We start from the raw sequence: 12641 nt of genomic DNA, 5'->3' as shown, positions 1-12641 counted from the left end.
TGCTTGCCGAAGACGCCACGCTCATGCGGGCCGGTCTCGTCAGCCTGCTCGAAGGACTGGGCCACATCGTGGTGGCGGCGGTCGGCGACGGTGACGCGATGATGGCGGCCGCCCGAGAGCACCGACCCGACCTGGTCATCACCGATGTCCGCATGCCGCCCAGTTTCACCGACGAAGGGCTGCGCGCCGCGGTGACACTACGCGCCGGCGACCCGAGCGCGGCGGTCCTCGTGCTGTCGCAGTACGCGGCCACCGCGTACGCCGCTGAACTGCTCGGCCCGTCCGGTCGGGCCGGAGTCGGATACCTGCTCAAGGACCGCATCGGCGAAATCGCCGACTTCTCCGACGCGGTGTCGCGGGTAGCGGCCGGCGAGACCGTCATCGACCCCGACGTGGTACGGCAGTTGCTGAACCGCCGACGCACGACCAACCCACTGGACCGGTTGACCACACGGGAACGGGAGGTGCTCGGGCAGATGGCCGAAGGCCACAACAACCCGTCCATCGCCCGAAGGCTCGCAATCAGCGACGCCGCGGTGGCCAAACACATCGGCAACATCTTCACCAAACTCGACCTCCCCGAGGCCGACGGCCACCGCCGGGTACTCGCCGTCCTGACCTATCTGCGAAGCTGACCGCACCCATGGGTGGCGGTGCGCCACGGCGGCCGGCACGTGCATGTGCTGGCCGGGCGGGTCAACGCCTTCGGCAAGATGCGGCGTGAGAGCCGGGACTACGCGCGGGCCACGGCCGCGGTGTGGGTCGTCGAGCGTGATCACGGCCTGATCCCGGTCGAGGGGCCGGGTCGCCGCCGGGCGGCGGCGGGTGGCCGGGCACAATCCGCCGGGTGACAGGACGGTCTCGCCGGTACTCGTTTCCAGGCCGGGAACCGGACCTACATTTCGGATCGCAGGTCGCCGCCTTGATCACCCGAAGCCATCAGGCGGACCGGACAACGTGGCTGAGCGCTGCGGCGTCGTTCATGGCGCTGAGCGGCTTGGACGATCCGCCGAGGTGCGTCATGGCGGCTCGAACCGTATGGGTGGCCCCGGTGTCAATCGCCACCCGCCGGGCGGTGGCTCCTTTACACTGACGGAGCGGACAAAAAGGACTGACGATGACTGTACTGGTCGAGGCCGCACTGGACCACCTGGGGACCGGTGTGCTGGTCGCGACCGCCGACGGCACGGTCGTCACCGCGAACCGGGCGGCGCTCTCCCTGCTCGACCGCCCCGCCGGCGAGGACCTCGCGGGCGGGGCGGTGCGCGACGTGCTCGGTGACACCTTCACCGCCACGCTCGACGGCCCCGCGGCCGGCCGGTGGTCGCCGCGGCCGGGTCAGGTGGTCGAGTGGCAGTGGAGCGTACTGCTGCCGGAGACCACCGACGAGGGCCGGTGCCTCGTGCTGCGGGACGTGTCCCACCGCCTGGCCGACCGGGCCCGCCTGCGCCGGCAGAACCGGGCCCTGGCCGAGCTGGTCGCGATGAAGGCCGAGTTCACCGCCGCCGTGTCGCACGAGCTGCGCACCCCGGTGACGTCCATCGCCGCCATGTCGGAGCTGCTCGGCGAAGAGGTCGTCGAGCCGGATCCGCTCGCCGGGCCGGTCGCGGCGGTGGCGCGCAACGCGCAGCGGCTGCTGGCCCTCATCGACAACGTGACCGAGCTGGCCCGCATCGAGAACAGTGCCCCGGCGGCGGACCGCGCCGCCGTGGACCTAGCGGCGCTCGCGGAAGAGGTCGTGCCGGCCTGGGCGCCCGCCGCGCGCGCGGCGGCCGTGCACCTGGAGGTGGTCGTGCCGGGGCCGGCGCCCGTCGACGGCGAGCGGCCGCTGCTGCGCCGCCTGGTCGACGCGATGGTGGGCGTCGGGCTGGCCGCCGCGGACCCGGGCGACCTGCTGGCGCTGACGATCGCGGCGGAGGGCGGCGGCTGGCGGCTGTCCGTGCCGATCGGCGGCCGCGGCGGCGACCGCCTGTTCACCTCCTCGCCGGCGACCGCCGACGGGGTGCGGCACGACTCGACGGCGCTGATGCTGTGCCGGGCGATCGCGGGGCGGCACGGCGGCCGCCTCACCACGGAGCCGGGCCCGACCGGCACGGTGCTGGCAGCGACCCTGCCACACAGCACACGCTAGCCCCCACCCCCACCCCCCACTCCCGCGATCTTGCAGTTGTGGCCCCCACCTTATACCCATATTTCAGGGAAAGGCGGGCACCACAGGTGCAAGATCGCGGGGAGGTGGGGCGGGCCGAAGATAGGCAGTTCTGCCCAGGTTCGCGGCATCGGCGGCGGGTTACCGTCCCGGCCGCGCGCCGTGAACCGCACGGTGCGGGAACCGAAGGGGGAACGGTCGATCATGGCCGGGAAAGCTGTCGTCAGCCTCACCACCGGGCTGGAGGATGCGGAGAAGGTCACCGTGGCGTTTCTCGTCGCTGTCGGGGCGGCGGAGCTCGGACGCCCGACACTCATGTTCCTGACGAAGGAGGCCGCACGGCTGGCGCTCGACGGGGTCGCGGACGCCGTGGCCTGCGACGGCTGCCCGCCGCTGGCGGACCTCGTCGCGCGCTACGCTGCGGCCGGCGGCACGTACCTCGTCTGCCCGATCTGCTTCGACACCCGCAAGCTCGACAAGGACCGGCTCGTCGGCAACGCGAGCCTGGGCGGGACGATCCCGATGTGGCAGTGGATCGGGGAGGAGGGCGCCACCACGTTCAGCTACTGAGCGGTGTAACCATCCCACGCCGGCGCACACAAGCAGGGACATGAACGTCGTCGAGGATCGCGGCGCCGAGTGGTTCCGCGCGGTGTACGCGCGGCACTACCCGGACGTCGTGCGGTACGGGCTGCGGCGCCTCGCCGCGGCCGGCGCCGCCGAGGAACTGGCCCAAGAGGTGTTCCTCGTCGTCTGGCGCCGCCGGTGGGAGGTGCCGCCGAAAACCCTGCCGTGGCTGTACGGCGTGGCCCGCCGCCTGCTCGCCAACCATTGGCGGGCGCAACGCGCCGGGCCTCGGCGGGTACCGCTGCCCGACCTGGCCACCGGGGACCCGCACGAGCAGGTCGCCGGGCTGATCGACGTGCGCGCCGCGCTCGGCCGGCTGTCCGAGGACGACCAGGAGATCCTGCGGCTCGTCGCCTGGGAGCAGCTCACGGTCGGCGAGGCCGCCGTCGTCCTGGGATGCGGGGCCACGGCCGCGAAGGTGCGGCTGCACCGGGCCCGGCGGCGGCTCGCCGCGATGCTGCGCGACCGGCCGGAGCCGGCAACGGTACCCGTGGGAGGGGGACAACGATGAGCACGGACCTGCTGGACCTGCTGGCCAAGGCCGATCCGGCCGCCGGGACGCCCGTCGGCACGGGCGACGCCGACGCGGTGCTGGCGCGCGCCGCGCGCGACATCACGTCGTACGACGGGGTGGTCGTGCCCCCGGTTCGCCACCGCGCGCCGCTGGTCGTCGCCGCGGGACTCGCGGCGCTCGTCGTCCTCGGCGGTGGCACGGCGGTACTGCTCGGCGGCACCGGCGGGCAGCCGGCCGCGCCGCCGTCGATCGCTCCCCGCGTGACCGGACCCGGCGGGCCGGCCGCCTGCCTGGCGGTGCTGGCGGACCGGCTGCGGCCCGCGCCCTACGACGGTCGCTCGGGACGCTACGAATACGTGAAGACGGAAGGCAGCAGCGGGATCACGACGCAGATCGTCGGCAAGCCCGACGTGCTGGCCACCGCCACCTGGTCACAGGTGGTCGAGTGGTGGAGAGCCGCGGACGGCTCCGGCCGGCTGACCGTCGACCGCGGCCCGGCGGTGTTCGCCGACAAGGTGTCCGAGCAGTACTTCCGCGAGCACCCGGAGATACTGCGACCGCGCGGCGTGACGACCGAGGACCGGGCACCGGGAGAGCTCTCGGTCAGGCCGATGCCGGCCCCGGACCCGGCGGTGCTGGCCGAGACGCTCTACCAGCCGCGGGAGAACGGGCCGTCGCAGGCGCTCGCCGGCGTCGCCGACCTCAACCACGACCGGATCGTCGACGCCGCGCACCGGGCCGCGGTGCTGCGGTTCCTCGCCGCGACCGACGGCATCACCTGCGGCCGGGAGGAGACCGGCGCCGACGGCCGGACCAGCATCCGGGTGACGGCGCCGAGGGGCAAGGGCCCGCAGCCGACGCCCGGTGACCAGGGCACACATTCCCTGGTGTTCGACGCGCGGACCGGCGAACTGCTGGCCAGCGAGTCCGCGCCGTCGGCGGGGGCGCCGTTCGAGCCGGAGACGCGATTCCTGGACCGGGGCTACCGGGACACGCTCGGCTGACGCGCCGGCCTCCTACGCGGCGACGCCGAGCGCGCGCAGGTGGCGGGCCTCGCGGGCGGACCGGGCCAGGGCCTGGACCGTCCGCGGACCGGCGACCCCGTCGACGAGCAGCCCGGCGCGGACCTGGAAGCGGCGCAGCGCCTGCGGGACCTCGGCCTCGAACGCTCCGGGACCCAGGATGCCGATCTCGACCAGCAGGGCGCGGACCTCGCGGGGATCGGCCGGCGGGGCCGCGGTGCCGCTGGCCGTCACCGTGCCGGCGAGCGCGGCGCCGACGGCGTGGAGTGTGCGACGTACTGACATGTGTCGAGTCTGCGCCGCGAACCGCCCGGCGACCTCGGGGAAAACCTGCGGGCCTACCCTGAGATTCCCGGTAGTGCCCCGGCCAGGTCGCCGGACAGGTCCAGCGCGGCGCGGACCGGATCGCCGGCCCAGCGGCTCGCGAACGCGTCACGCAGCGTCCAGCCGGCCCGCAGCAGCGCGCGTTGCCGCTCGATGTGTGCGGCGTTGCCGTCGGGGTGCGGGCCGCAGATCAGCCCGACCCCGTCGGCGACGAGGTCGACGCGCCAGTCGCCGACCGGATAGCCGACGCGCACGTCGTGACCGGCCGTCGTGAGCTCGGCCGCAAGGCGACGCACAAACGGTACCGCCGCCGGATCCGGGTCGGCGGGGGAGGCCCGCGGGCCCTCGGCGTGGGCCAGGTAGTCCGCGACCAGGCCGGCACCGCCGGTCAGGGACGTGACGACGACGAGCCGGTCGCGGGCGCGCGTCACCATGACGTTGAACAGGTTGGGGTCGGCGACGAACCGCTGCCGGGCGGGCGAGTCGCCGTCGACGAGGCCCAGCGACACGACCACCGTGGCGGCCTCGCTGCCCTGGAAGGCGTGGACGGTGCCGGAGCGCAGGCCGAGCCGCTCGATCTCCTCGACCGGCAACTCCTGGAGCAGGGCCGACTCGATCGCGTCGGCCTGGGCGCGGAACGGGGTCACCACGCCGACGCCGGTCACGCCCGCGGCGGACAGCTCGCGCACGGTCCGCAGGACGGCGTCGACCTCGGCGCGGTTCACGCCGTCGGCGACGGCCGCGCCGGGCACGTGGACGACGTCGATGGCGTCGATGCGCTCGGTGTGCGGATGGCGGGTCATCAGGGCGAGCCGGCCCGCGTAGAAGCGCCGCGCGGAGAAGTCGATGAGGTGCGGCGCGCAGCGGTAGTGCGCGCCGAGCCAGGTGACCGGCGCGGCACCGACCGCCACGTCGAACGCGCTCGACCGGCGCACGTCGACCCGGTCGGTGAGGTCGTGCCGGGCGAGCGTGGCGGCGACGTCGACGTCGGCGACGAAACTGACGAACCGTAGCTGGTTCGGGTCGCCGACGACCAGCGCGCGGCGCGCCCGGGCCAGCACCGGTGCCGCCCGGATCTGGTCGATGTGCGCCGCCTCGTCGAGGATGACCAGGTCGAACAGGCCCGGCGTGGGCGGCAGCAGGTCCTCGACGTCGGTGACCGTCCCGATCCACAGCGGCAGCGCGCCGACGAGCGCCGGCCCGTCGAGCGCGGCCAGGGCCTCCCGCCGCCGGTTCCGTCCGGCGCGCAGGGCCGCGGCGAGTGCGGCGGTACTGCGCCGCGCGCCGCCGTCCCACCGCCGCGCGCTGACGGCGGCGTGGCGCATCGCCGTGCCGATCGCGGTCGCGAGATCGGCGTCGGCGCGGGCGAGCGCGGCCCACGCCGGGCCGAGGTCGGTACCGCCGTTGACGGCCAGCGTCGCGGCCGCCCGGTCCGCCTCGACGGCGTCGAGCAGCGCCGGCAGCCGCGCCTCGTCGGCGCCGGTCATGCGCCGCAGCCGCCAGCGTCGCAGCAGGCCGCGTCGCAGCAGCCGCCGGGCCAGCTCCACGTCGAACCCGGCCGCGAACACCCGCGGCGCCTCGGCGCGCAGGCCGGCCAGCAGCGGCTCCCAGGTGCGCAGCGACGCCGCCGTGCGCTCCAGGTCGAGGGCGGCGCCGAGGCCGGCCGTGACGGCGGCGACGGCCGTCCGCGCGGCGGCGACCGCGGCCTCGTCGGCGTGGAGCTGCCGGGTGGTCGTACCGCCCGGCAGGCCCGCCGTCAGCGTGACCGCGAACCGGTCGCGTCGCTCGGCGTTGCCGAACAGGACCGGTTCGGGCCCCGGATACCGGCCGAGCAGCTCGCCGAGCACCTCGGCCGCGTGCGCGGACTGCGTGGCGACGAGCACCGACCCGCCGCGGTACACGGTGTCGAGAGCCGCCGCCACGACGGCGTGGCTCTTACCGTTGCCGGGCGGTCCGGAGACGACCACGACCTGCTCGTGCCGGGTCCGCCGGACGACCTCGCGCTGGGCGGGATTCAGGGGCAGGGGCGAGACGGGGTCGTCGGTCTCGGCGCTCCGCTCGTGGTGTTGCCCGGTGCCGTACACGGCGGCCAGCGCCGTCTGCTCCAGACCGGTCCGAGCCGCCCACGCGCGGAGGGTGTCGCGGAGGCCGGCCGACGACACGTCCCGGGCGACGAACAGCCCGGCGATCGCCTGGCCGAGCAGCTCGCTCGTGGGGAGCCCGGCGATCGGCGTGGCACCCTTGGCGATCCGGTCCGGCTTGAGGCCGGCGGCCTCGGCGGCGGTGGCGACCCAGGCGACGGTACCGGTGGTGTCGAGCCACGCCGCCGTCCCCAACCCGGGCGCGGCCTCCAGCACGGCGGCGAGGTCACGGTCGGTGACGAGGGGTGTGAGTTCGAGGTCGCCGGCCGGGACGATGCGGTAGGCTCGGCCGACGCGTTCGAGGCGGATGGGTTCGGCGACGAGCGGCAGGCGCAGCTTGCGCACGGTGCCGTCGACCTCGGCGACGCCGAGCAACCACGCCCATCCGCGGCGCAGGATCCGCTCGTCCCGGTGCAGCAGGTCGAGGGCGGCGAGCCGGTCGACGGCACGCTGCTTCGGCGCCCGGTCAGGATCGTCGAGCCAGACCAGCGGCTGATCCCCTTTGGCCACGTCGAGGGTGCGCTCCCGACCGGCCGGTGCGAGGTCGGCGAGCGCGGCGAGGACCCTGCTCGGTTCCATAGGGGCCCGATTCTTCCATCTCCGGTCCCGCACCGGCGTCCGGTGCGTCTGCGGCGGGCTGAGCTGCCGGGCGCCTGGTCGAGCTGTTCCTGAGGCGGCTTCGGGAGCGGGCCGTTCTTCGAGTTTGCTCGCGCGGTCGCCACCGGCCCCACTCGACCGGCCGCTCCAGGCGCGAAGGTCGCCAGCCTTCCACATGCCGGGAGCCAGGGTGGTCGTCGGCTGGGTGGCTGGTGGTGGTCCGGACGGACCGGTGGCTGGGTGGCGCTCTGGATGGTCGGGGTGTTCGCCTGGGGTCGGGGCTGGTGGGTGGCCCTGGAGCGCGCGGTTCCGGGCGCGGGACTGTTGCGGTGAGTGGCTGCTCCGATACGCCGTGAGCAGGGCGCGAGTTTGACGATTCTGTTACGTCCAGGTGCTCCCCGTGTCCTTGACACGCTGAGCGGCCGTCGCCAAGATGTAAAAATCAAGCGCTTGTTAGGTTTTGCACAAAAGCAACCTGGCGGCGCGCTCGCGATCACGGCACCTGAGGCTGACGATTCGTACAATTCCGTGACAGGGGTACAAATGGGCGTTTTTTCGACGAGTCGGATCGTCGGCGGCCTCGCGTTGGTGGCGCTCGCCGTCGCCGGCTGCGGCAACAGGGCCGGCGACGACAAGCCGGACAACGGCACCGCGACCGGCGCACCCATCATCATCGGCCTGGACGAGGACAGCACGGGCCCCGGCGCCTCGTACAGCACCATCGCCGGCAAGACCATCCGTCTCGCCGTGCAGGATATCAACGACAAGGGCGGCGTCATGGGCCGGCCCCTCCAACTCGTCGTCGAGAACGACGAGTCCGACCCCACCAAGGTCCCCGCCGTGCTCCAGAAGCTCGCCGGCCACGGTGCCAAGGCCCTGCTCCTGCAGAGCGGCAGCGCGGCCATCCTCCAGGCCAAGTCGACCCTGACCCAGCTCGGCCTGCCCGCCATCGCGCCCACCGGCGTGACCGCGACCCTGGTGACCCCGCCCGACCACGAGCTCATCTACATGCTCGCCAACACCACCAACGACTGGGCCGAGGTCTACTGCGGCGCCTTCAAGGCCGCGAACATCACCAAGCTCGGCGTCCTCACCGACGACACCACGACGATCGCCGCGCTCGACAAGGCGCTGTTCGCCGCGATGAGCTGCGTGCAGATCGTCGCGACCGAGAAGGGCGCCGCCAACGCCAGCGACCTGTCCGCACAGGTGGCCCGGCTGAAGAACGCCAAGCCGGACGCCGTGCTCGTGACGAGCGTCGGCGGCCAGTTCGAGGTCCTCGCGCAGAACACCCTCGGCTCGCAGATGGCCGGCGTCAAGCGCTTCTCGCTCGCCTCGATCGGCAACCAGCCCTCCTCGTGGAAGCTGGCCGCCCCGGGCTCGCTCAACGGTCTCATCTTCATGGGCTCCATCAACACCGACAACCCCCGCACCAAGGAGCTCATCAAGGTGCTCCAGGCGAAGTACGGCAAGGACTACGACATCACCGCCTACGACGCGCAGGCCTGGGACGCGGTCCACCTGCTCAAGCAGGCGATCGAGAAGGCCGGCGGTCCCGACGACCCGAAGAAGCTCAACGCGGCGATCCAGAGCGTCCAGGGCTACCCGGCCGCGTTCGGCCAGGCCAACTTCACGCTGAGCTTCAGCGCGGAGAAGCACCTCGGCGCCGACGGGCCGTGCGGGTTGTCCCTCGTCGAATTCGGCTCGGACAACAAGCCGAAGGGTCCGTGGGCGACCTACCAGCCTCCGTGCAAGAAATGACCACCTGACCTACTGACCTGGGAGTCACACCGATGGGCCAGCTTCAGCTGTGGTTGTCCGCACTCGAGATGGGGTGTTTCTTCGGCCTGCTCGCGCTGGCCTACTACCTGGTCCTCGTGGGCGCCGGCTTCTTCAACTTCGCGATCGGTCCGTACGCCATGGTCGGCGGCCTCTGCACGTCCTACCTCGTCATCTACGAGGAGCTGAACGTGTGGGCCGCCGCCCTGGTGGCGATCGTGGCGGCGGGAGCGCTCGCCGCGGTCACGGAGCTGGCGGTGGTACGACCCGTGCAACGCCGTTCCGGCGGCGGTGAGTTGCCGGCACTGGTCGCCGTGGCGGCGGTCCTTTTCACCATCCAGCAACTCGCCGGGTACCTCTTCGGCTACACGACCCTGCCGGGGCAGGCCCTGCTGACGTTCGACCCGGTGCCGGTCGGCGACACGGTCGTGCAGCCCAGCACGGTGCTGCTGCTCGGCTTCGCCGTCGTCGCGTTCGCCGCGCTGGCCGTCTGGATCCGTTACACGCGCACCGGCCGGCTGCTGCGGGCCGTCGGCGACAGCACCCACGCCGCCGGCCTGCTCGGCCTGCCGGTCAACCGGGTGCGGCTCATCGCGTTCCTGCTCTCCGGGCTGCTCGCCGGCATCACCGGCCTGCTGTTCGCCTCGAAGGCGGGTGTGAGCTCGCTGTCCGGGCTGAGCTGGGCGTTGTCCGGCTTCCTCGCGATGGTCGTGGGCGGCACCGGCTCGATCTGGGCCCCGCTCGTCGGCGGTCTCGTCCTCGGCGCCGTCGAGGTGTTCGTCCCGTACTACTTCGGCGGCCAGTCCCACGTCTACGGGCTGCTGTTCGTCGCCCTGTTGTTCTTCGCCCTGAAGCCCAGCGGGCTCTTCGTGAGGAGGGTCAGAGCATGACGGAAGCAGGTCAAGCGCCGCAGGCGTCGACCGGCCGGGGGCTGGGACGCGTTCCCGGTTCGTTCGGGCTGCTCTGCGGGATCGTCGGTGGCGTGCTGCTCCTGCTGTGGGTCGGCACCGACGGCTACAAGCAGACGCTCATCACGACGACGGCGACCTACGCCCTGGTGGCGCTGGGCATGTACGTCCCGTACCTGATGGCGGGCTCGCTCTCCATGGCGTACGGCGCCTACGCCGGCATCGGCGGCTACGCGGTCGGTCTGATCTCGGCGAAGAGCGGCCTGCCGCTCGCCTTCGCCTGGATCGCCGGCCCGGTCGTCGCCGCCGTGGTCGCCGTCCTGCTGGGCCTCGCCACGCGGCGGCTCTCCGGGTTCTTCCTCGCCGCCGTCACGTTGCTGTTCGGCATGGCGTTCACCGCGCTGCTCGTCGACGCGGAGGGGATCTCCGGCGGGTCCGGCGGCCTGGGCTCGCTGCGCAGGCTCAACATCTTCGGCTGGGAGCCGTCGCATTACCAGGTGGTCGTCGGCTCCGTCGTCGTCGTGTGCGTCATCGCGTTCCTGCTCGACCGGCTGCGCATGTCGCCGTGGGGCATCATCGTGCGGACCATGCGCGACGCGCCCCGCGCCGTCGAGGCCGCGGGCGTGCGCGTGCCGGTCATGAACCTCGTGTCGCTGGCCATCGGCGCCGCCATCGCGGCCGTCGGCGGCGGGCTGTTCACCTACTCGGCGGGCAGCGTCACCCCCGACACGTTCACGCTCAACCTGGTGTTCCTGGCCATCTTCATGCCGCTCATCGGCGGGTCGGCCACGCCGTGGGGCGCGGTGCTCGGCGCCGTCATCGCGGTGCAGTTGACGCTGAACTTCCCGGCGGTGCAGACCAGCGGCACGCTGATCCTCGCGCTCGGCGTGCTGGTGATCCTGCTGGTCGCGCCGCAGGGCGTGATCGGCTACGCGAGCAGACTCGTGCGACTCGTAGGGGGACGGCGTGGCTGAGACGCTGTTGGTCGGATCCGGCCTCACCAAGCGCTACGGCGGGGTGACCGCCCTGCAGGACGTGTCGTTCTCGCTGGACGCGGGGGAGATCCTCGGCCTCGTCGGGCCGAACGGCGCGGGCAAGACGACCCTGGTCGACCTCATCTCCGGCGCGCAGCCGGCGACGGAGGGCACCCTCGCGCTGCGGGGCCAGCGGCTCGCCGGCCCCGCGTCCCGCCGGGCGAAGGCCGGGCTCGCGCGTACCTTCCAGTACCCGCAGCTCGCCCTGGAGCTCAGCGTGGCGGACAACCTGCTCCTCGGGCGGGTGGCCCGCCGCCACGGCACCGTCTGGCAGATGATCGCCGGCTCGTTCGGCGGCGCCTTCCGCCCCCGGCTCGCGTCCGACACGGCCGCCGTCGAGGCGATCGCGCGGGAGCTCGGCATCGACCGGCTGGACCGCCCCGCCGGCGACCTGTCGCTGGGCGAGCAGCGGCTCGTCGAGGTCGGCCGGGCCCTCGGCCAGGACCCGCTCGTGCTGCTGCTCGACGAGCCGTTCGCCGGCTCCGACGCGTCCGGCGTCGCGGGCATCTCGGAGGTGGTCCGGACCGTACAGCGGCGCGGTCACGGCGTCATCCTGGTCGACCACAACGTCGACCTGGTGGCGGGGCTGGTCGACCGGATCATGCTGCTCGACCGCGGCCGGGCCGTGTTCGACGGCGGTCCGCGCGAGTGCCTGGACAGCCCGCAGATGCAAGAGGTCTATTTCGGCGTCGCGGAAGTCGAGGAGTCCCCGCATGTCGTCTCATGAGCTGCGCCTCGAAGGGCTGGCGGTCCGCTACGGGCACGCCAGCGCGGTCACCGGCCTGGACCTGACCGCACCCGGCGGCACCGTCACCGCCCTGGTCGGCCCGAACGGCGCCGGGAAGAGCAGCGCGCTGCTCGCGGCGTACGGCTCGGTGCCGTCGACCGGTCGCGTCTTCCTCGACGGCGAGGACGTGAGCCGCCTCAAGCCCGCCGCGCGTGCGCGGGCCGGTATCGCGGTCGTACCGCAGGGAAGGCAGCTCTTCCCGAAGCTCAACGTCGCCGACAACCTTCAGGTCATGGCGGAACTGCTGCGCCTGCCGCGGTCCGCGGTCGACACCGCGATCGACCGGTTCCCGATCCTGAGGACCCGGCTCAAGAGCCTGGTCGGTGTCCTGTCCGGCGGCGAGCAGCAGATGCTCGTGGTGTCCCGCGCGCTCATGGGCTCCCCGCGGGTGCTGCTCCTCGACGAGATGATGACCGGCCTGGCCCCGCTCGTCGTGCAGGAGCTGCTGCGCACGGTGACCCAGCTTGCGTCGGAGGGCGTCGCGGTGCTCATGGCCGAGCCGGCGCTGGGCGCCGTTCGCGGCGCGGTGGCCCGCGGCTACGTCCTGGTCCGCGGCGAGGTGGTCGCGACGTGCGAGGACGGCGGCAAGGCCCTCGACGCGGTGTACCAGTCGAGGATGGGCGTGCTCAAGACCGCAGCCCACTGACCGCGAGCGCCCCGAGGAGCCGGTCGTAGCCGGCCGCGGTGCCGATCGCGGCCCGATCCTCGGGGTGCCACAGGTAGAAGTTGATCACAGCGGCGAGGAAGTCGCGCCGCACC

14 protein-coding genes are annotated in these 12641 nt (G+C 73.2%); 11 read left to right on the top strand and 3 right to left on the bottom strand.

The window, feature by feature from the left end; genetic code table 11:
- The first annotated feature begins 23 nt into the window (after positions 1 to 23).
- The 6 genes from Drose_RS20865 to Drose_RS20840 all read left to right on the top strand — a co-directional run bounded on the left by Drose_RS20865 (position 24) and on the right by Drose_RS20840 (position 4294).
- Complete coding sequence (locus Drose_RS20865; protein ID WP_260729771.1) at positions 24 to 635, top strand: LuxR C-terminal-related transcriptional regulator; 612 nt, start codon at positions 24 to 26, stop codon at positions 633 to 635.
- A 12-nt stretch (positions 636 to 647) separates the two neighbouring features.
- Positions 648 to 851, top strand: coding sequence for a hypothetical protein (locus tag Drose_RS20860; protein ID WP_260722969.1), 204 nt, complete (start codon positions 648 to 650; stop codon positions 849 to 851).
- Between the two features lie 266 nt (positions 852 to 1117).
- The gene (locus Drose_RS20855; RefSeq protein WP_260722968.1) at positions 1118 to 2131 is read left to right on the top strand and encodes a sensor histidine kinase; all 1014 of its coding nucleotides are present in this window, start codon (positions 1118 to 1120) and stop codon (positions 2129 to 2131) included.
- 180 nt (positions 2132 to 2311) lie between these two features.
- Entirely contained in the window at positions 2312 to 2719 is a 408-nt protein-coding gene (locus Drose_RS20850) for a DsrE family protein (protein ID WP_260722967.1), read from the top strand.
- 40 nt (positions 2720 to 2759) lie between these two features.
- Positions 2760 to 3287, top strand: a complete 528-nt coding sequence (locus tag Drose_RS20845; RefSeq protein ID WP_260722966.1) for an RNA polymerase sigma factor — start codon at positions 2760 to 2762, stop codon at positions 3285 to 3287.
- A complete protein-coding gene (locus tag Drose_RS20840; protein ID WP_260722965.1) occupies positions 3284 to 4294 on the top strand; it encodes a hypothetical protein in 1011 nt (336 codons plus the stop codon). The genes Drose_RS20845 and Drose_RS20840 overlap by 4 nt, the downstream gene beginning before the upstream one ends.
- A 12-nt stretch (positions 4295 to 4306) precedes the next feature.
- Here the strand turns inward: Drose_RS20840 and Drose_RS20835 are convergent, their stop codons facing one another.
- Together Drose_RS20835 and Drose_RS20830 are read right to left on the bottom strand one after the other, a co-directional pair.
- The gene (locus tag Drose_RS20835) at positions 4307 to 4597 is read right to left on the bottom strand and encodes a peptidoglycan-binding protein (RefSeq protein ID WP_260722964.1); all 291 of its coding nucleotides are present in this window, start codon (positions 4595 to 4597) and stop codon (positions 4307 to 4309) included.
- A gap of 53 nt (positions 4598 to 4650) precedes the next feature.
- A complete protein-coding gene (locus Drose_RS20830; RefSeq protein ID WP_260722963.1) occupies positions 4651 to 7356 on the bottom strand; it encodes an AAA domain-containing protein in 2706 nt (901 codons plus the stop codon).
- A gap of 561 nt (positions 7357 to 7917) precedes the next feature.
- On the opposite strand from Drose_RS20830, the gene Drose_RS20825 reads away from it, so the two are divergent.
- The 5 genes from Drose_RS20825 to Drose_RS20805 are packed head-to-tail and all read left to right on the top strand — an operon-like array spanning position 7918 to position 12528.
- Positions 7918 to 9135, top strand: a complete 1218-nt coding sequence (locus tag Drose_RS20825) for an ABC transporter substrate-binding protein (protein ID WP_260722962.1) — start codon at positions 7918 to 7920, stop codon at positions 9133 to 9135.
- 32 nt (positions 9136 to 9167) lie between these two features.
- On the top strand, positions 9168 to 10043 hold the full coding sequence (locus tag Drose_RS20820; RefSeq protein WP_260722961.1) for a branched-chain amino acid ABC transporter permease: 876 nt from the start codon (positions 9168 to 9170) through the stop codon (positions 10041 to 10043).
- Positions 10040 to 11035 carry a branched-chain amino acid ABC transporter permease gene (locus Drose_RS20815; protein ID WP_260722960.1) on the top strand — a complete coding sequence of 332 codons (996 nt, stop codon included), beginning with the start codon at positions 10040 to 10042 and terminating at the stop codon, positions 11033 to 11035. Before Drose_RS20820 ends, Drose_RS20815 begins: the two co-directional genes overlap by 4 nt.
- Positions 11028 to 11822: an ABC transporter ATP-binding protein gene (locus Drose_RS20810; protein WP_260722959.1), complete on the top strand. Its 795-nt coding sequence runs from the start codon at positions 11028 to 11030 to the stop codon at positions 11820 to 11822. Before Drose_RS20815 ends, Drose_RS20810 begins: the two co-directional genes overlap by 8 nt.
- On the top strand, positions 11809 to 12528 hold the full coding sequence (locus tag Drose_RS20805; RefSeq protein ID WP_260722958.1) for an ABC transporter ATP-binding protein: 720 nt from the start codon (positions 11809 to 11811) through the stop codon (positions 12526 to 12528). Before Drose_RS20810 ends, Drose_RS20805 begins: the two co-directional genes overlap by 14 nt.
- Here Drose_RS20805 and Drose_RS20800 read toward each other — a convergent pair.
- Positions 12509 to 12640: a hypothetical protein gene (locus Drose_RS20800; RefSeq protein ID WP_260722957.1), complete on the bottom strand. Its 132-nt coding sequence runs from the start codon at positions 12638 to 12640 to the stop codon at positions 12509 to 12511. The two genes, Drose_RS20805 and Drose_RS20800, sit on opposite strands and share 20 nt — an antisense overlap.
- Between the last annotated feature and the right edge of the window lies 1 nt (position 12641).

Origin of the sequence: Dactylosporangium roseum (genome assembly GCF_025264685.1) — a bacterium.
GTDB lineage: Bacteria > Actinomycetota > Actinomycetes > Mycobacteriales > Micromonosporaceae > Dactylosporangium > Dactylosporangium roseum.
This window is presented reverse-complemented; position numbering and strand designations above follow the sequence as displayed.